Origin of the sequence: Lacisediminihabitans sp. H27-G8, from assembly GCF_046156175.1 — a bacterium.
Taxonomy (GTDB): Bacteria; Actinomycetota; Actinomycetes; order Actinomycetales; family Microbacteriaceae; genus Lacisediminihabitans.
The window spans coordinates 509,321-526,370 of record NZ_JAYLVL010000003.1 but is presented as its reverse complement, the minus strand read 5'-3'; the positions used below and the strand labels follow the sequence as shown (position 1 = coordinate 526,370).

Genomic DNA, 17,050 nt, shown 5'->3' with positions numbered 1-17,050 from the left:
CGCATACTAAATCACGCATGTATACCGGCATAGACTGACCCGATGACGTTCGGTCCCCGCAAACGCACCCCGGCACTGATCGCGTCGGTAGAGGCGACCACGGCCAGAGAGCGGGCGGAGGCCACCCTGCCGGCCGGCATCCGGATCGCCGGATCATGGTCCTGGCGCCTGCTCGCGATCGCCGCCGTGATCGCTCTGTTCATCTACCTGGTGATCACGCTGCGCGAAATAGTCGTGCCGTTCATGATCGCGATCCTGCTCGCCGCACTTCTCGTGCCGCTCGTCACCTTCCTCGTCCGGCACCGCTGGCCCAAGTGGCTGGCCATCGCTCTCGCGGAAATCGGCTTGATCGCCGTGGTCGCCGGTCTCGTCGTGCTCGTCGTGCTGCAGGTGCGCAGCGGCTTCCCCGACCTGCAGAAGCAGAGCGTTCAGGCCTACGACGACTTCAAGCAATACCTTCTCGCCTCGCCGCTGCATCTCACCAACTCCGACATCAACCGCTACCTCGGGCAGGCCGGGACCGCGCTCCAGAAGGACAGCCAGGCGCTGGTCTCCGGTGCGGTCAGCTTCGGCACGACCGCCGGCCACGTTCTGGCGGGAATGCTCCTCACCCTCTTCGCGACACTCTTCATGCTGATCGACGGGAAGGGCATCTGGGCCTGGGTGGTGCGCCTGTTCCCGCGCAAGGCACGTCCCGCCGTGGACGGCTCCGGCAGGGCTGGATGGGTCACCCTCACCAATTTCGTTCGCGTGCAGATCTTCGTCGCCTTCGTCGACGCCGTCGGCATCGGACTCGGAGCCTGGATCATCGGACTCTTCTTCGGAGGCTTCCCCCTCGTGATCCCGATCACGATCGCGGTGTTCCTCGGATCCTTCATCCCGGTGGTCGGTGCACTGTTCTCCGGGGTGCTCGCCATCTTCATCGCGCTGGTCTACCTCAACCCCTTCGCGGCGCTCCTGATGCTGGCCGTGGTGATCGCCGTGCAACAGATCGAGGGCCACGTGCTTCAGCCCTTCATCATGGGCACAGCGGTCAAGGTGCATCCCCTCGCCGTGGTCTTCGCCGTCGCAGCCGGGGGATTCCTCGCCGGCATCCCCGGCGCCCTCTTCGCCGTACCGGTGGTCGCGACCCTCAACGTGATGGTCAACTTCGTGGCGAGCGGGCAGTGGCGTACGCCCCCGGATCCGACCCTCGGCCAGGCCGTGAAGAATGCCTGAGCTCACTCTCGCGGGACCGAGCCTCGCGGACTTCGAATCGGCGCGGTCCGTCGTCTCCCGCGTGGCGGAGATCACCCCGATGGAGAGCTCACGCTTCCTCGGCGAACTGCTGGGATCTCCCGTCTACCTCAAGTGCGAGAATCTGCAGCGCACCGGTTCCTACAAGATCCGCGGCGCCTACAACCGCATCTCGCGGCTCACGGATGAGGAGAAGTCCCACGGCGTCGTCGCTGCCTCGGCGGGCAATCATGCCCAGGGCGTCGCCTTCGCGGCCAGGGAACTCGGCATCTCGGCCACGATCTTCATGCCGGTCGGAGTGGCGCTCCCGAAGCTTCAGGCCACGCGCAACTACGGTGCGGAGGTCGTGCTCCGCGGACACGCCGTCGACGAGGCGCTGCGCACGGCGGCGGAATTCGCGGCCAATACCGGAGCCGTCTTCATCCCGCCGTTCGACCACCCGGATGTCGTGGCCGGCCAGGGGACTCTCGGTCTCGAGATGCTCGACCAGGTTCCCGATCTCCAGACCGTGATCGTGCCCATCGGCGGCGGCGGGCTCATCTCCGGAGTCGCCAGCGCCCTCAAGCAGAAGTTCGCGCTGCAGGGTCGAAGTGTGCGCATCATCGGCGTGCAGGCCGAGAACGCCGCGCCCTACCCCGTGTCGATCCTCAACGGCGTCTCGACGGCCATCAAGATCCTGCCGACCATCGCCGACGGTATCGCGGTGAACAAGCCGGGCATCCTCAACTTCGAGATCATCAAGGATGCCGTCGACGAGATCGTCACCGTGACGGACGACGACATCGCGCGTGCAATGCTCGTGCTTCTCGAACGGGCGAAACTCGTGGTCGAGCCGGCCGGCGCGGTCGCCGTCGCCGCGATCATGACCGGCCAGGTGAAGGATGCCGGGGTCACCGTCGCGATCCTCAGCGGCGGCAACATCGACCCGCTAGTGATGGAGCGCGTGATCTCCCGCGGGCTCGCGGCATCCGACCGGTATCTCAAGCTGCGACTGATGCTGCCCGACCGTCCGGGACAACTCGCCCGGATCGCCGAACTGATCTCGGAAGCGAATGCCAACGTGGTGGAGGTGCTGCACACCCGGCACGGGCGTAACGCGCTCATCAGCGACGTGGAGATCGAGCTGAGCATCGAGACCCGGGGGCCGGAACACGTGCAACGGGTGCTCGGTCACCTCATCGAGGCCGGCTACGAGCCTCGCGTCGACTTCTGACGCTTCGGCCCGTATCGCGTGGTGGTCGACTAGCGCCGTCTTCGGCGCGCATCGAGACCTAGGGCAGGTAGGTCTCGACCTTGTCGATCTGCACGCTGATCTCCTTGCCATTCGGCGCCGTGTACGACACCGTCTCGCCGACCGAATGGCCGAGGATCGCGGCGCCGAGTGGGCTTCCCTCGCTGTAGACGTCGAGGTCGCTGTCTTCGCCGACGATCTCGCGACTGCCGAGCAGGAAGGTGCTCTCGTCGCCGAGGATTCGCGCGCTCACCACGGTGCCGGACTGCACGACTCCGTTGCTCGTGGGGGCCGCGCCGACCTTGGCGTGACGGATCAGCTCGGTGAGAACCCGGATGCGGGCTTCCATCTTGCCCTGCTCTTCTTTGGCGGCGTGGTAGCCGCCGTTCTCCTTGAGGTCGCCCTCTTCCCGCGCGGCCTCGATCTTCTTGGCGATATCGACGCGACCGATGGTCGACAACTGCTCGAGTTCAGCGCTGCGACGGTCGAATGCTTCCTGGGTCAGCCAGGTCTCGGTGGTCTCGGTAGACACGATGTGCTCCCTAAAAAACGCAAATGAGACCGGCCGAGGGGCCGGTCTCTGATCAGTGACGCTCAGTTTAGGTCAGCCAGCACCGGTAGATCAAGCCGGTGACGCCCTGCTCTGAACTCAAAACGGTGTCGGTGTAGGACGTGGTGTACCGCGTGGAGGCCGGAACCTTCACGATTCGCCAGCCCACGATCCCGTGGGCTTCGTTCTGCACCTGCAGGGCGCAACTCGCCGTCTGCCCGACCGGCATGGACACCTGGTAGCTGATGCTCACGGTGCGGTCGTTGACGATGGTCGAACCCTTGTCCTCCGCGTCCAGGGTGCTGCCGGCCTGGTCGAGCCCCGCCCAGATGACCCAGGCGATCACGACGATCGCCGCCAAGGCGCCGGCGACGAGATAGATGAGGCGATCCCGGCGCTTCTTTGCGGGCGTGCGCCCGTACCGGGCGGCAAGGCCAGCGGATTCGGGCACCGCGGAAGGGCGCACCTCGAGCGCATCCTCGTCTATCGCAGTCATGTCACATCCCCGCACGCCTATTCTTGTAGTCCAAGGGTATCCGCCCATCCCTGCGTATTCCCCACCCGTGCCTTCCCCAAAACACAAGGAGTTCGGTGACTCAGCGCCTGCTTGCCGTTCACGCCCATCCCGACGACGAGTCGAGCAAGGGCGCAGCGACCTATGCCCACTACCGCAGCATCGGCACCGAGGTGCTCGTGGTCAGCTGCACGGGCGGCGAACGCGGCGACATCCAGAACGAAGCCCTCGAGTCCTCGGCGATGGCGAACCGTGACATGGCCGGCCTCCGGCGGATCGAGATGGCGAACGCCCAGGCGGCGATCGGCTTCGAACACCGCTGGCTCGGCTATCAGGACTCCGGTCTGCCCGAGAACGACGAGCCGGTGCCCGCGAACTCCTTCGCGCTCATCCCGCTCGAGATCTCGGCTGAGCCCCTCGTCAAGATCATCCGCGAGTTCCGGCCGCAGGTGCTCGTGACCTACGACGAGACTGGCGGCTACCCGCACCCCGACCACATCCGCACGCACGACATCTCGCTCTACGCCTACGAGGCGGCCGCGGATGCATCGCGGTACCCGGATGCCGGAGCACCCTGGCAGATCTCCAAGGTCTACTTCGACCGCATCTTCAATGCGCCGCGCATCGAGGCGATGTACCAGTTCCTGCTCGTGAACGCCCCGGAGACACCGCAGCTCGCCCAGATGCAGGAGTTCCGGGAGCGGATGAAGGACCGCCCCGTTCTCACCACCACCCAGGTGCCGGTCGGCGACTTCTTCGACGCACGGGACACGGCGTTGCGCGCACACGCCAGCCAGGTCGCGCCCGACAGCGCGTTCTTCTTCTGGCCCAACGACCTGCAGCGACAGGCGTGGCCCTTCGAAGACTTCCAGTTGGCACTGTCGCTCGTGGATTCCCCGCTGCCCGAGACCGATCTGTTCTCCGGAATTCCCGCAGAGGATCTCAGCGCATGAGCGGCTTGTACACCGCGATCGTGATGCTTGCGTCGACGCCGACGCCCCAGCCGAATTTCAATGAGAATTCGGTCACCCCGACCTGGGTCGGCTTCGCCGCGACCTTCCTGGTGGCCGCCGCAGTGGTGCTCCTCTGCATCGACATGGTGCGTCGGGTGCGCCGCGTGCGCTACCGCGGGGAGATCCGCGAGCAGCTCGAGGCCGAGCGGGACGCCGCCGCGTCGGAGCAGCCTCCCACCAACTCCTGAGGGCCACCAGCTCCTCAGGGGCCAGCATCTTCCCCTGGCCCAGCCGCTCCTAGAAGACCGGCGGGTTCGTTGCCACCAGGAAGATGGCGGTCCAGTGGCAGAGGTACGCCAGCAGCGTGAGCGCGTGGAAGATCTCGTGGAAACCGAAGACTCCGGGCACCGGGTTCGGACGCTTGAACCCGTAGATCACGGCGCCGATCGTGTAGAACACACCCCCGAGCAGGATGAGGGTCATCATCACGGCATTGGCCTGGAAGAAGTCGACGATGAAGGCGAGCGCGGCATAGGCGAGCAGCAGGTAGAGCGGCACGTAGAGCCAGCGCGGTGCGCCGATCCAGAAGATGCGGAATCCGATTCCGAGGCCGGCGCCGATCCAGACCAGCCAGAGCAGCAACACTGATTTGTCGTGCGGGAGGGCCAGCACGGTGATGGGGGTATACGACCCGGCGATCAGCAGGAAGATGTTGGCGTGATCCATCCGCTTGAGCAGTCGTTTCGTGCGGTCGCTCCAATTGATGCGGTGATAGAGCGCGGAAACTCCGAAGAGCAGCAGCGACGACAGCACGAAGACGGAGCTCGACACCTTGGCCGGCACTCCATCGGCGAGCACGATCAGCACGACGCCGAGCACGATCGCGACCGGGAAGGTGACCGTGTGGATCCAGCCGCGCCAGGTGGGTTTGCGCTCGAGAAGCGCGGCACGGGACGCGAGTGCATCATCCAGGAGGGGGATGTTCGGAAGGTCGGGCCCGTCCTCTTCGGCGTCCAGCGCCGGGTCGAGTGGTCCCTGATCCGATTCCGTTGCCATGAGGCCCCAGTTTAGTGACGCCCGATGCCCGTGAGATGGGAGCAGTCCCATGCTCGTGCACTAGCGTATTGGTGTGGCACAGCGGGAAGTTCCCCTCGGACGAGGCATCCTCTACGGTCTCTACCAGAACCGGATCCGTCGCTTCCTCGCCACCCAGGAACGGCCGAAGCACATCGCGATGATCCTCGATGGCAACCGGCGCTGGGCGCGCCAACGACTGCTCGAGACTGCCGCCCACGGGCACCGTGCCGGAGCCGCGAAGTTCCGTGAGTTCCTGGTGTGGTGTGACGACCTCGGAATCGCCACCGCGACCCTCTACCTGCTGTCGACCGACAATCTCACCGGACGGACCACCGCCGAACTGGATGAGCTGCTCCAGATCATCGCGGACCTCGCCGAAGACCTCTCGCACTTCCGCGACTGGAGGGTGCAGCACGTGGGATCCGTGGACGGCTTGCCGCAGCACCTCATCGAGGCGCTGAAGAATGCCGAGGCCCGCACCGCCTCGAACACCGGGATGCATATCAATCTCGCGGTCGGCTATGGCGGTCGACGGGAGATCGCCGATGCCATGCGCAGCATCGTGACCCAGCACGAAGAGGAGGGCGGCACCCTCGATGCCCTCGCGGAGATCCTCACGCCGGAGCTCATCGGTGACCACCTCTATACCGGTGGCCAGCCCGATCCGGACCTCGTCATCCGCACCTCGGGGGAACAGCGCCTCAGCGACTTCATGCTCTGGCAGAGCGCCCACAGCGAGTTCTATTTCGTCGAGGCGCTCGGCCCGGACCTGCGCGAGGTCGACTTCCTGCGGGCCCTCCGTGATTACGCCCGACGCCAGCGCCGCTTCGGCAGTTAGTGATACCCGATGACCATCGATGACTTCATCTCCGGATTCACCGAAGAGACCGGCTACTTCAATTTCGCCTCGGTCGGGCCCCTGGGTCGCGCCGCAATCGAAGAAGAGCAGGCGCAGGTCGAGCTGCTGCGGCGGTCACGTTTCGGCAGCCTGGCGAGCCTCGAGGAGCAGGACCGGCGCGTGCGCGAGGCGGTCGGGCAGCTGATCGGTTTCGCCTCCGACCAGGTCGTCTTCCAGCCCAACACCAGCTCCGGCCTGATGCACGCGATGTTCGGTATCACCGGGGGAGTGCTGCTCTCGGGGGCGGAATTCCCGTCCCTCCCCTTCGCCGCGGTGCGCGCGGCCGATTCTCTCTCGGTGCTCGCGCCGCACTGGCTCGACACCGCCGGCGGTCCGGTGACCCCCGGCGTGATCCGCGACAGGCTCACCCCGAGCATCGTCGCCGTCGCCGTGAGCCTCGTCGACTTTCGCACCGGCTATCTCGCGGACATCGAGGGGATTCGCCAGGTGATCGGCGATCGCCTGCTCATCGTGGACGCGATGCAGGGATTCGGCGTGGTCGACGCCCCCTACGGAGTGGCGGATGTGATCGCCAGCGGCGGACAGAAATGGGCGCGGGCGGGATGGGGCACCGGCTTCCTCGCGCTGAGCGATCGGGCCCTTGACAGGCTCACCCCGGTCTTCAGCGGCTTCAGCGCCACGGATTCGCCGGACCTCCCCCTCGACGGCGTCCTCCCGCCCGCAGAGGGAGCGAGTGCCTACAGCATCAGCAATCCGAGCCCGATCGACCAGGCTCGCTTCGCCGCGGCGCTGGAGGAGATCGGGTCGGTCGGAGTATCGGCGATCAGCGCCCACCTGGCACAGAAGGTATCCCGCGTCATCGACCTCGCCGACGAGTACGCGGTGCCGGTGGCATCCTCCCGGGCCGAGAACGAGCGGGCGGGGATCGTCATTCTCGAACCGGCCGCAGACCACCTCACCATGCTCACGGCGTCCCTCTTCAACCATGGAATCACCGTGACCGTGCGGGGCGGCACGGTGCGCCTGAGCCCCCACGTGTCGACCGATGAAGACAGCTTCGACGCGCTGCGCGGGGCCTTCACCAGCTATGCCTCGGCCATCACCGTCTGACGGGGTCCAGCGGTTCGTCAAACGTTAATCTTCGCGTAACACGGCGCCGGGCGTGTCGCTCGGGAAAGCCGCAGGCGGCGCACGTAGCGTACGAGCTATCAGGTATGGCGCCTGATCGAGACGGCCACGCAAGTTCGTCTCGAAACGTGTGGTGGCCGTCACGAGGACTAGTTCCGGATGCTGATAAGCATCCGGGGATGGAGCTCACGTGGCCGCTTTCGACAAGACCAGCCCCGCACGCCGTTCTCAGAGTGATGGAGCGACAGGCACCAGCGCCAAGCAAGCCGAGCGCACCTATGTGCTCGACACTTCGGTGTTGCTGTCCGATCCGAAGGCCATCTTCCGCTTCTCTGAACACGCGGTGGTGCTTCCGGTGGTCGTGATCTCGGAGCTCGAAGGAAAGCGCAACGACCCGGAGATCGGGTACTTCGCGCGCCAGGCCCTGCGCAATCTCGATGAGCTGCGCGTGCAGCACGAACGCCTCGACTTTCCCATCGCGGTTGGCGACGGCGGCTCGCTTCGCGTCGAGCTCAATCACTCGAACATGTCGGTGCTCCCGTCCGGCCTGCAGCTCAACGACAACGACTCGCGCATTCTCGCGGTCGCGCTCAACCTCTCGAACGACGGACTGGATGTCACGGTCGTCTCGAAGGATCTTCCGCTGCGCGTGAAGGCAGCGTCGATCGGGCTTGCCGCGGAGGAGTACCGCGCGGAACTGGCCGTCGACTCGGGCTGGACCGGCATGGAAGACGTCACCCTGGGGTCCGACCAGATGGCGAAGCTCTACGACACCGAGAAGCTCACCACCCGGCAGATCGGGGACACTCCGATCAACACGGGCCTCGTCATCCACTCCGATCGGGGATCGGCGCTCGGTCGCGTCACCGCGCGAGGGGAGATGCGACTCGTGAGAGGGGATCGCGACATCTTCGGCCTGCACGGCCGGTCGGCCGAACAGCGCCTCGCCATCGACATGCTCCTCGACCCGGAGATCGGGATCGTCTCCCTCGGCGGGCGGGCGGGTACCGGGAAATCGGCCCTCGCGCTCTGCGCCGGGCTCGAGGCGGTGCTCGAGAAGCAGCAGCACAAGAAGATCATGGTGTTCCGGCCGCTGTACGCGGTCGGCGGCCAGGAGCTCGGCTTCCTGCCCGGCGATGCCTCGGAGAAGATGAATCCCTGGGCCCAGGCGGTCTTCGACACGCTCGGCTCCGTCGTCTCCCAGAATGTTCTGGACGAGGTCGTGGAGCGCGGCATGCTTGAGGTGCTGCCGCTCACCCACATCCGAGGTCGCTCCCTGCATGATGCGTTCGTGATCGTGGACGAGGCGCAGTCCCTCGAACGCAACGTGCTTCTCACAGTCCTCAGCCGCATCGGCCAGAACTCGCGTGTCGTGCTCACCCACGATGTCGCCCAGCGCGACAACCTCCGGGTCGGCCGGCACGACGGCGTCGCCTCGGTGATCGAGACGCTCAAGGGACACTCCCTGTTCGGGCACATCACCCTCACGAGGTCGGAGCGGTCCGCGATCGCGGCCCTCGTCACCGAGATGCTCGAATCGAACGAATTGGCCTGATCAGGGGGCCGCGATTCACAGCGGCGGGCACGACGACGCGGGGTAGACAGCTTAGGCTCTAAGGGTGAACCTGCCTCTCGTCGTCGTGCTCGGCGGGCTCACGATTCTCACTCTCTGGGGATTCGTGGCCCCGCGTTCGCAATGGCGAGCTCTCACCGGCTGGAGCCATCGGGAACTGACCGGTGGCGAGCCCGGACCGGTGATCATCGGTATCCATCGTCTCGCTGCCGGCATCGCTCTCGCGGCTCTCGCCATCGGGGGAGCGTCAGTGGCAGTCGGCCTATTCGATCCGAGCACGCAGGTGAACGTGCGCACCATCACGGATCCCGTGCGTCTGCTCTGGGGCACTCCGGACCCGACCGTGGTGAACCGGGTATTCGTGCCGGTGAACACCGCTCCGACCGGGCTCACCCGGGTTCCCGCGCTGCGCTACCAGGCCGTGAACGCCAAGAACCGGAGCCCTGCTTATCTCTTCGGGCTCGACACGTATGCGCGGCCGCATGCGAGTGCCACCGATGGATACGTCGGTGCCTACCCAGCCGTCGGGCTCACCGCCCTCGACACGGCGGACATCGTGGTGCAGGTGCGGGCCGACAGCCGTTGCACTCCGCAGCAGGTGCTCGTTGTCGAATCGGGCACGTCCATCGCCCTTGCGGTCTACTACGGCCGTCCGGTAGGCGAATCGCTCGACGCCAAGGCGCTCGCCGCACCCTGCGATCCCAAAGCGGCGGGGAACAAGTCCTCTTCGGTGCTCATTCCGATCGATCTCGGTGCCCCGGTCGGAAAGCGCGCGGTGCTGAACCTCGAAGGCACGTCGATTTCGAAGGCCGACACCCCGTAGCTGGCTCCGGGATCGCTCGACCCTGACAACTCAGGACCGCGTGGGTGGGCGAGTCATCGAGAGCACATCGAGGGCGCTGTCGAGAAGCTCCAACGAGACCTCGCCACGCTCGACGAAGCCGAGGTCGATCACCGATTCACGCACCGTGATCGACTTGGCGACTGCGTTCTTCGCGACCTTGGCGGCGGCCTCGTAGCCGATAACCCGGTTGAGGGGGGTGACGATGGACGGGGAGGACTCGGCGAGTGCCCTGGCGTGTTCCACGTTGGCGACGAGACCGGCGACGGTCTTGTCGGCGAGGGCGACACTGGAGTTGGCGAGCAGGCGGATGGACTCGAGCAGTGCGGTGCCCATCACCGGGATGGCGACGTTGAGCTCGAAGGATCCCGACGCCCCGGCCCAGGCGATCGTCCCATCGTTGCCGATGACCCGGGCGGCCACCATCAGCACGGCCTCCGGAATCACCGGGTTCACCTTGCCCGGCATGATCGATGAACCGGGCTGGAGGTCGGGGATGTTGAGCTCGCCGAGTCCGGTGTTCGGGCCGGAGCCCATCCAGCGCAGGTCGTTGCAGATCTTGGTGAGGCTCACGGCGATCACCCGAAGGGCTCCGGATGCCTCGACGAGGCCATCCCGGGCACCCTGCGCCTCGAAGTGGTCGCGCGCCTCAGTGAGCGGAAGACCGGAATCGGCAGCGAGCAGGGCGATGACCTTCTGCGAGAAGCCGGCCGGCGTGTTGATGCCCGTGCCGACAGCGGTACCGCCGAGGGGGACCTCGGCCACGCGAACGATCGTCGATTGCACCCGCTCGATTCCGTAGCGCACCTGCGCCGCGTAGCCGGCGAACTCCTGGCCCAGCGTCACCGGGGTGGCATCCATCAGGTGGGTGCGACCGGACTTGACCACGGTCTTCCACAGCTCCGCCTTAGCCTCGAGCGCGATGGCGAGGTGATCGAGGGAGGGCACGAGGTCGCCGAGAAGCGCGCCAGTCACCGCGACGTGAACGGAGGTCGGGAAGACGTCGTTGGAGGACTGTGAGGCGTTCACATGGTCGTTGGGGTGCACCGGGGCTCCCGCGAACTTCGTGGCGAGAGTGGCGAGCACCTCGTTGATGTTCATGTTCGACGAGGTGCCGCTGCCCGTCTGGTAGGTGTCGACCGGAAACTGGTCGTGATGACGGCCGGCGATCAGCTCATCCGCGGCGAGCACCACGGCCTGCGAGACCGGCGCCTCGAGGATGCCGAGTTCGAGGTTGACGATCGCGGCGGCACGCTTGATTCGAGCGAGTGCCACGATCTGTGCCGGCTCGAGTCCGCTTCCGGAGATGGGGAAGTTCTCGACCGCGCGCTGCGTCTGGGCTCCGTAGAGGGCCGATACCGGCACGCGGACTTCGCCCATCGTGTCGTGCTCGATGCGGTACTCGGATTCAGTCACGGCGTTGTGCGTCCCTTGCTTCGGTGTGCGGGTGGTCGGTGGGCCCTAGACGGCGCCGACGATGATGTCGGGTACGGCCATGCCTTCGAGCAGTCGGTAGTTCGCACCGACGATAGCCAGCGTACCGGCGGCGATCGCGTCGCTGATCAACTCGGAGGTGTGCAGGAGCTCGGCGACGGTGTCGCGCAGGTGCTCTCGCCCCACCTCGGTCGAATCGGGGGTGGCGGAAGGATCCTCGCTGCCGGCCGCGACCCGCTTGACGGCGGGGAAGATCTTCTCGACCAGCTGGTGGATGTGCGGGGGCAGGGGGGCAGCATCCGGTGCCTGCGAGTCGATCGCGGCCCGCACGGCACCGCACTCGTCGTGCCCGAGCACCACGATCAGGGGGACATGCAGCACGGCCACGGCGTATTCGAGGGAGCCGACCACCGAATTGGAGATGATCTGGCCGGCGTTTCGCACCACGAACAGGTCCCCGAGACCCTTGTCGAAGATGATCTCTGCGGCGAGCCGCGAGTCACTGCAGCCGAAGAGGGCGGCGTGGGGGGTCTGCGCGCCGAGTAGTTGCTCGCGACGCTCCACGTCCTGACGCGGATGACTCGGCTCGCCTTCGACGAAACGGGTGTTTCCGCGCGTCATCTCGGCCCAGGCCTGTGTGGGGGTGCGGGGCTGATCGGCGCTGTTCATCGTGTTCCTTCGTCGAGTTGGGCGGCGACCGCCGTGGCGAGGGTGGTGAATTCCGTCGTGGGTGCGGTGCCGTGCAGTACGAGGCTGCTCGACCCGATCACCGTGCTGAGCGAATAGGCGTAGTTTCCCGGATCCTGGTCGGTGCGCCGGTCGTACACGGTCCAGTCATGGCCAGCGAGGGAGGTCGAGCCCGTGGACCGCACGTTCGCGAGCTCGTTCGCCACCCAGGTGGGATTGGCGTCGATGCCCTGCACGAGGCCGATGTACTGGTCGGTCGGGGTGATGAACCCGACCTTCCAGGCGAGCACCGAATCGGAGCCGGTCGTGAGCCCATCGTCGTTCGCGCTCCACCCGGCGGGCAGTGGAGGGGCGGCGAGCACCTGTCCGGCTTGTGGTTCGGAGGCGGCGGCATCGGCCCGGTAGTCGACCGCCGCGCGCGGTACGCCGTCTGGTCGCACAACGACGAGCACGAGCACGAACACGACGGCAAGGGAGGCCAGAAGGGCGAGAACCAAGTTGCGCAGGGTCTGGTTCGCGCGGTGTTTTCGCGAATTCTCCGCCTTGCGGGCGGCGGTCTCCTCCGGGGTCTCCGGTCGACCGAGCTCCGCGACGATGCGGGGAGGGCGATTCCTTTCGGCGGCCATCGGGTCAGCCCTTGGTGGAATCAGGCAGCTGTGCCGAGCGGGCGGCGTCCAGCCGCGCCTTCGCGCCGATGAGCCACTCTTCGCAGCGGCGGGCGAGTGCTTCGCCGCGCTCCCATAGGGCGAGCGACTGCTCGAGGGTCGATGAACCCTGTTCGAGTTCGTTCACCACCCGGATCAGCTCGTCGCGTGCCTGTTCATACGACAGCTCTGCCACCCCGCCGGAAGCGGGTGACGCGGAAGCGGGGGAAGTGGAGGGGGTGGATGCCACGGGACGATTCTAACCGGCCTCGCCGGGAGCATCCGGTGGGGGAGTGACGGTTGCGGAAGCCGAGCCGTGGGCGAGGGTGAGAAGGAGGGGAGTGCCGGGAACGGCATCCGCAGAGCTCCTCAGCACCGCACCTCCGGGGAGCTGGGCGATGGCGTATCCCCGGTCGAGAGTGCGCTGGGGGGAGAGCGCCCGCAGCTGGGAGCGCAGGTCGAGCACGGCGCTGTGGGAGCGCTCGAGCTGTCGTTCGATGAGTTCGGCGCTCCGGCCGATATAGCGACCGAGTTCTTCGGCGCGGGAGTCGACGATCCAGGAGGATGCGGTCAGCACCGGTCGCGACCTCAGCTGTTCGAGACGGTCGATCTCCGTGCGCACTTGCGAGGTCATGCGGTTGCCGATGCGGGCGCGAGCCTGCTGGACTCGAGCAAGTTCGTCCGCGACGTCCGGCACGACGCGCTTCGCCGCGTCCGTGGGGGTGGATGCCCGCAGGTCGGCGACGTCGTCGAGCAGGGGGCGGTCGGCCTCGTGCCCGATCGCACTGACAATGGGCGTGACGCAGGCAGCGGCGGTGCGCACGAGGGTCTCGTCGCTGAAGACGAGCAGATTCTGGAAGTCGCCTCCCCCGCGCGCCACGATGATCACGTCGACATCGGGATCCGCATCCAGTGTGCGCAAGGCCGCCGTGACCTCGGCGGGAGCACGATCGCCCTGGACCGCGGTGTGCACCACGCGGAACTCGACAGCAGGCCAGCGCAACTGGGCATTGCGCAAGACATCCTTCTCGGCATCCGAATCCTTGCCGGTGATCAGCCCGATGCAGCCGGGAAGGAAGGGAAGCGGCCTCTTGCGATCGAGGTCGAAGAGCCCCTCGGCGCGCAGCGCCTGGCGGAGGCGCTCGAGGCGCTCGAGCAGGTCGCCGAGGCCGACATGGCGCATCTCGAACACCTGCATGGTCAGCGAGCCGCCCTTGACCCAGTAGTTCGGTTTGACCAGGGTCACCACCCGGTCGCCCTGCTTCAGGTCGGTCGGCAGCTTCGCCTTCACCGACGACCAGACGGTGAATCCCACGGTCGCGTCGGCATCGAGGTCTTTGAGTTTGCCGTAGACGTTGCCGCCCGAGATCCCCCATTGGGTGATCTCACCTTCGACCCAGACGGCTCCGAGTCGATCGATCCAGCCCTTGATCTTCGCGGAGAGCAGGGCGACCGGCCACGGGGAGTCCACGGTGGATGGCCCCGGATCGATAGTCACGAGCAGCCCTCCCAGTACCTCGCCAGCGCACCCCACGTAGAATCTGAAGGGTGAGCACCATTACCAACGGCGAGGCCGTCAGCCTGAATATGCCGCGCGTTCCCGCGGTACGCAACAGGCTACGGGACATCCCTGTCACGGGAGAGAAGCGGGTGCTGCTCGCGGCACCTCGCGGCTACTGTGCAGGAGTGGACCGGGCGGTCATCGCCGTGGAGAAAGCGCTCGAGCATTACGGGTCGCCGGTCTACGTGCGCAAACAGATCGTGCACAACATCCACGTGGTCTCCACCCTCGAGAAGCAGGGCGCGATCTTCGTCGACGAGGTCGACGAGGTGCCGGAGGGGGCACACATCGTCTTCTCCGCCCACGGCGTTTCCCCCGCCGTCGTCGCGGCAGCGGCCGAGCGCAATCTCGAGGCGATCGACGCCACCTGCCCCCTGGTGACCAAGGTGCATCGCGAGGCCGTGCGTTTCGCCCGCGACGACTTCCACATCCTGCTGATCGGCCATGCCGGGCATGAGGAGGTCGAGGGCACCATGGGTCACGCCCCGGAACGCACGACCCTGGTGAACAGCCCCGCGGATGTCGCGACCCTCGAGGTCGCGGACCCGGACAACCTCGTCTGGCTCAGCCAGACCACCCTGAGCGTCGACGAGACGATGGAGACCGTCCGCCTGCTGCGAGAGCGCTTCCCCCGGTTGCACAATCCGCCGAGCGATGACATCTGCTACGCCACGCAGAACCGCCAGGTCGCGATCAAGAAGGTCGCCGAATCGGCCGAACTCGTGATCGTGGTCGGCTCCGCCAACAGCTCCAACACCGTGAGACTCGTGGATGTCGCGCTCGAGAACGGCGCGAAGGCCGCCTACCGCGTGGACTACGCGAGCGAGATCCAGCAGGAGTGGCTCGATGGTGTCACGACCGTCGGCGTGACCTCCGGGGCATCCGTGCCAGAAGTGCTGGTGCAGGAAGTGCTCGACGATCTTGCCGATGCGGGCTACGGCTCGGTGAGCCAGGTCGTCACCGCGGAGGAGGACCTCATGTTCTCGCTGCCCAAGGAGCTGCGCAAGGACGCGAACGGCCAGGATGACGCGCGGGGGCTCGGAGGCCGCATCCGCCAGCTCGATTGGCAGCAGAAGTGACCGAGCAGCCCGGGGCGGAGCTGCCGAAATACGGCGAGCGTCGTCCGCGGCCGCAATACGGCGAATACGCGACCCCTCAGGAGCAGGCGAAGATCATCGCCGATTCCCTGCCCGCGGTGTCTCCTCTGCTGGTTCCCCCCGCTGACGGCCATTCGACCGCCGCGGGCGCGCCGCAGCCTCCGGATGCCTCGACTCGCGTCCCCGGCACGGCGCCCGCGGCGGGCCAACGTCCGCGTCGCTGGGACATCATCCTCACCGCCGTGCTGCTCGGCTACGCCACGATCAACGTGATTGCGCAGCTGCTCACCAAAGACACCCTTGCCACGATCGTCACCCAGTTCTTCATCACCCAGAACATCGGCCAGTACGTGCCGACCGAGCTCACCGCGAACCTCGGAGAGACCCTCAACGTCATCACGCTCGGGTTGTTCGTGTTCACGGTGCTCGTCACCACTTGGATGCTGCGTCGCGGACGCGTCGCATTCTGGGTACCGATCGCCGGTGGGGTCACCGCAACCGTCGTGGCGCTCGTGTTCGTCGTGATCCTGCTGCAGTCCGACCCGGTATTCATCGCCTACATGAATCGCGCGGGCAAGTAACGCGAAAGGACGCGACTAGCCCTTCGAGTGGCCGGCCGATCCCAGCTGCTTCGTCGCCTCGACCACACGCGCGGCGAGGGCGGACTCCGCGAGCTTGCCCCAGGAGCGCGGGTCGTAGACCTTCTTGTTTCCGACCTCACCGTCGACCTTGAGGAATCCGTCGTAGTTCTTCAGCACGGTGTCGGCGACCGAGCGGCTGTAGGCGTACTGGGTGTCGGTGTCGATGTTCATCTTGATGACGCCGTTCGCCACGGCGAGGGCGATCTCGTCGTCGGTCGAGCCGGATCCGCCGTGGAAGACGAGGTCGAGAGGCTTGGCTCCCGTGCCGTACTTCGACTGGATGCCGGCCTGGATCTCGCCGAGCAGCTCGGGGCGCAGCTTCACGTTGCCGGGCTTGTAGACGCCATGCACGTTGCCGAAGGTCAGGGCGGCGATGTAGCGGCCCTGCTCGCCGAGGCCGAGTGCCTCGACCGTCGCGATCGCGTCATCCAGTGTCGTGTACAGGTGCTCGTTGATGTCGTGGCTGACGCCGTCTTCCTCGCCGCCGACGACCCCGATCTCCACCTCGAGGATCGAGTTGATCGCCTTCATGCGCGGCAGGATCTGCTGGGCGACCCGCAGGTTCTCGTCGAGCGGCACGGCCGATCCATCCCACATGTGGGACTGGAAGATCGGACCGCGACCGGCAGCGACCTCGGCCTCGGAGGCGGTGATCAGCGGCAGGAGGAAGTCGTCGAGCGCGTTCGTGGGGCAGTGGTCGGTGTGGAGCGCGACCGTGATCGGGTAGTTCTTTGCCACCTCGGTGACGAAGGCCGCGAAGGCGAGAGCCCCGGATGCGCGGGCCTTCACGCTCTGGCCGGCGAAGAAGTCCGCGCCACCCGTGGTGACCTGGATGATGCCGTCGGAGCCGGCCTCGGTGAGTCCCTGGAGGATGCCGTTGATCGTCGAGGACGACGAGGCGTTGATCGCCGGGTAGGCGAAGCCGCCGGCTTTCGCCCGGTCGAGCATGTCGGCGTACTGTTCGGGGGTCGCGATGGGCATGGAGATCTCCTTCGTGCGCGCGGTGCGTGTGGGTCTGGTGTGA

At 66.5% G+C, this 17,050-nt stretch carries 19 protein-coding genes; 10 read left to right on the top strand and 9 right to left on the bottom strand.

The annotated features are described in order from the left end of the window. Positions 1–42: 42 nt before the first annotated feature. Positions 43–1,218: an AI-2E family transporter gene (locus VLI63_RS11830; protein ID WP_409157035.1), complete on the top strand. Its 1,176-nt coding sequence runs from the start codon at positions 43–45 to the stop codon at positions 1,216–1,218. Beyond that, positions 1,211–2,449 carry a threonine ammonia-lyase gene (gene ilvA / locus VLI63_RS11825; protein WP_409157034.1) on the top strand — a complete coding sequence of 413 codons (1,239 nt, stop codon included), beginning with the start codon at positions 1,211–1,213 and terminating at the stop codon, positions 2,447–2,449. Before VLI63_RS11830 ends, ilvA begins: the two co-directional genes overlap by 8 nt. A 58-nt stretch (positions 2,450–2,507) precedes the next feature. On the opposite strand, the gene greA is transcribed toward ilvA, so the two are convergent. Continuing rightward, on the bottom strand, positions 2,508–2,999 hold the full coding sequence (gene greA, locus VLI63_RS11820; RefSeq protein WP_409157033.1) for a transcription elongation factor GreA: 492 nt from the start codon (positions 2,997–2,999) through the stop codon (positions 2,508–2,510). A gap of 67 nt (positions 3,000–3,066) precedes the next feature. Next, on the bottom strand, positions 3,067–3,513 hold the full coding sequence (locus VLI63_RS11815; protein WP_409157032.1) for a DUF4307 domain-containing protein: 447 nt from the start codon (positions 3,511–3,513) through the stop codon (positions 3,067–3,069). A gap of 95 nt (positions 3,514–3,608) precedes the next feature. Here VLI63_RS11815 and mca point away from each other — a divergent pair, with 95 nt between their 5' ends. Together mca and VLI63_RS11805 are read left to right on the top strand one after the other, a co-directional pair. After that, positions 3,609–4,484 carry a mycothiol conjugate amidase Mca gene (gene mca / locus VLI63_RS11810; RefSeq protein WP_409157031.1) on the top strand — a complete coding sequence of 292 codons (876 nt, stop codon included), beginning with the start codon at positions 3,609–3,611 and terminating at the stop codon, positions 4,482–4,484. After that, on the top strand, positions 4,481–4,732 hold the full coding sequence (locus VLI63_RS11805; protein WP_409157030.1) for a hypothetical protein: 252 nt from the start codon (positions 4,481–4,483) through the stop codon (positions 4,730–4,732). Before mca ends, VLI63_RS11805 begins: the two co-directional genes overlap by 4 nt. Positions 4,733–4,781: 49 nt before the next feature. On the opposite strand, the gene trhA is transcribed toward VLI63_RS11805, so the two are convergent. Next, positions 4,782–5,540 carry a PAQR family membrane homeostasis protein TrhA gene (trhA, locus tag VLI63_RS11800; RefSeq protein ID WP_409157029.1) on the bottom strand — a complete coding sequence of 253 codons (759 nt, stop codon included), beginning with the start codon at positions 5,538–5,540 and terminating at the stop codon, positions 4,782–4,784. A gap of 73 nt (positions 5,541–5,613) precedes the next feature. Between trhA and VLI63_RS11795 the strand changes: the two genes are divergently transcribed. The 4 genes from VLI63_RS11795 (at position 5,614) to VLI63_RS11780 (ending at position 9,944) form a co-directional block, all read left to right on the top strand. Next, on the top strand, positions 5,614–6,399 hold the full coding sequence (locus VLI63_RS11795; protein ID WP_354575697.1) for an isoprenyl transferase: 786 nt from the start codon (positions 5,614–5,616) through the stop codon (positions 6,397–6,399). A gap of 9 nt (positions 6,400–6,408) precedes the next feature. Continuing rightward, complete coding sequence (locus VLI63_RS11790) at positions 6,409–7,530, top strand: aminotransferase class V-fold PLP-dependent enzyme (RefSeq protein ID WP_409157028.1); 1,122 nt, start codon at positions 6,409–6,411, stop codon at positions 7,528–7,530. Between the two features lie 208 nt (positions 7,531–7,738). Beyond that, positions 7,739–9,103 (top strand): PhoH family protein, encoded by a 1,365-nt coding sequence (locus VLI63_RS11785; RefSeq protein WP_185201368.1) that lies wholly within the window; start codon positions 7,739–7,741, stop codon positions 9,101–9,103. A gap of 64 nt (positions 9,104–9,167) precedes the next feature. Then, a complete protein-coding gene (locus tag VLI63_RS11780) occupies positions 9,168–9,944 on the top strand; it encodes a hypothetical protein (protein ID WP_409157027.1) in 777 nt (258 codons plus the stop codon). 30 nt (positions 9,945–9,974) lie between these two features. Here the strand turns inward: VLI63_RS11780 and VLI63_RS11775 are convergent, their stop codons facing one another. Genes VLI63_RS11775 through xseA form a run of 5 tightly spaced genes read right to left on the bottom strand, consistent with a single transcriptional unit; the run spans position 9,975 to position 14,225 of the window. Next, entirely contained in the window at positions 9,975–11,378 is a 1,404-nt protein-coding gene (locus VLI63_RS11775) for a class II fumarate hydratase (protein ID WP_409157026.1), read from the bottom strand. Between the two features lie 45 nt (positions 11,379–11,423). After that, a complete protein-coding gene (locus VLI63_RS11770) occupies positions 11,424–12,065 on the bottom strand; it encodes a carbonic anhydrase (protein WP_409157025.1) in 642 nt (213 codons plus the stop codon). Next, positions 12,062–12,709: a DUF4245 domain-containing protein gene (locus VLI63_RS11765; protein WP_409157024.1), complete on the bottom strand. Its 648-nt coding sequence runs from the start codon at positions 12,707–12,709 to the stop codon at positions 12,062–12,064. Before VLI63_RS11765 ends, VLI63_RS11770 begins: the two co-directional genes overlap by 4 nt. A 4-nt stretch (positions 12,710–12,713) precedes the next feature. After that, positions 12,714–12,977, bottom strand: a complete 264-nt coding sequence (locus VLI63_RS11760) for an exodeoxyribonuclease VII small subunit (RefSeq protein WP_409157023.1) — start codon at positions 12,975–12,977, stop codon at positions 12,714–12,716. A 9-nt stretch (positions 12,978–12,986) separates the two neighbouring features. Then, positions 12,987–14,225: an exodeoxyribonuclease VII large subunit gene (xseA, locus tag VLI63_RS11755; protein ID WP_409157022.1), complete on the bottom strand. Its 1,239-nt coding sequence runs from the start codon at positions 14,223–14,225 to the stop codon at positions 12,987–12,989. An 89-nt stretch (positions 14,226–14,314) separates the two neighbouring features. Between xseA and VLI63_RS11750 the strand changes: the two genes are divergently transcribed. After that, on the top strand, positions 14,315–15,367 hold the full coding sequence (locus VLI63_RS11750; RefSeq protein WP_409157247.1) for a 4-hydroxy-3-methylbut-2-enyl diphosphate reductase: 1,053 nt from the start codon (positions 14,315–14,317) through the stop codon (positions 15,365–15,367). Next, on the top strand, positions 15,364–15,966 hold the full coding sequence (locus tag VLI63_RS11745) for a DUF6264 family protein (RefSeq protein ID WP_409157021.1): 603 nt from the start codon (positions 15,364–15,366) through the stop codon (positions 15,964–15,966). The genes VLI63_RS11750 and VLI63_RS11745 overlap by 4 nt, the downstream gene beginning before the upstream one ends. Before the next feature lie 15 nt (positions 15,967–15,981). On the opposite strand, the gene fbaA is transcribed toward VLI63_RS11745, so the two are convergent. After that, positions 15,982–17,013 carry a class II fructose-bisphosphate aldolase gene (gene fbaA / locus VLI63_RS11740; protein WP_409157246.1) on the bottom strand — a complete coding sequence of 344 codons (1,032 nt, stop codon included), beginning with the start codon at positions 17,011–17,013 and terminating at the stop codon, positions 15,982–15,984. Positions 17,014–17,050: the final 37 nt, after the last annotated feature.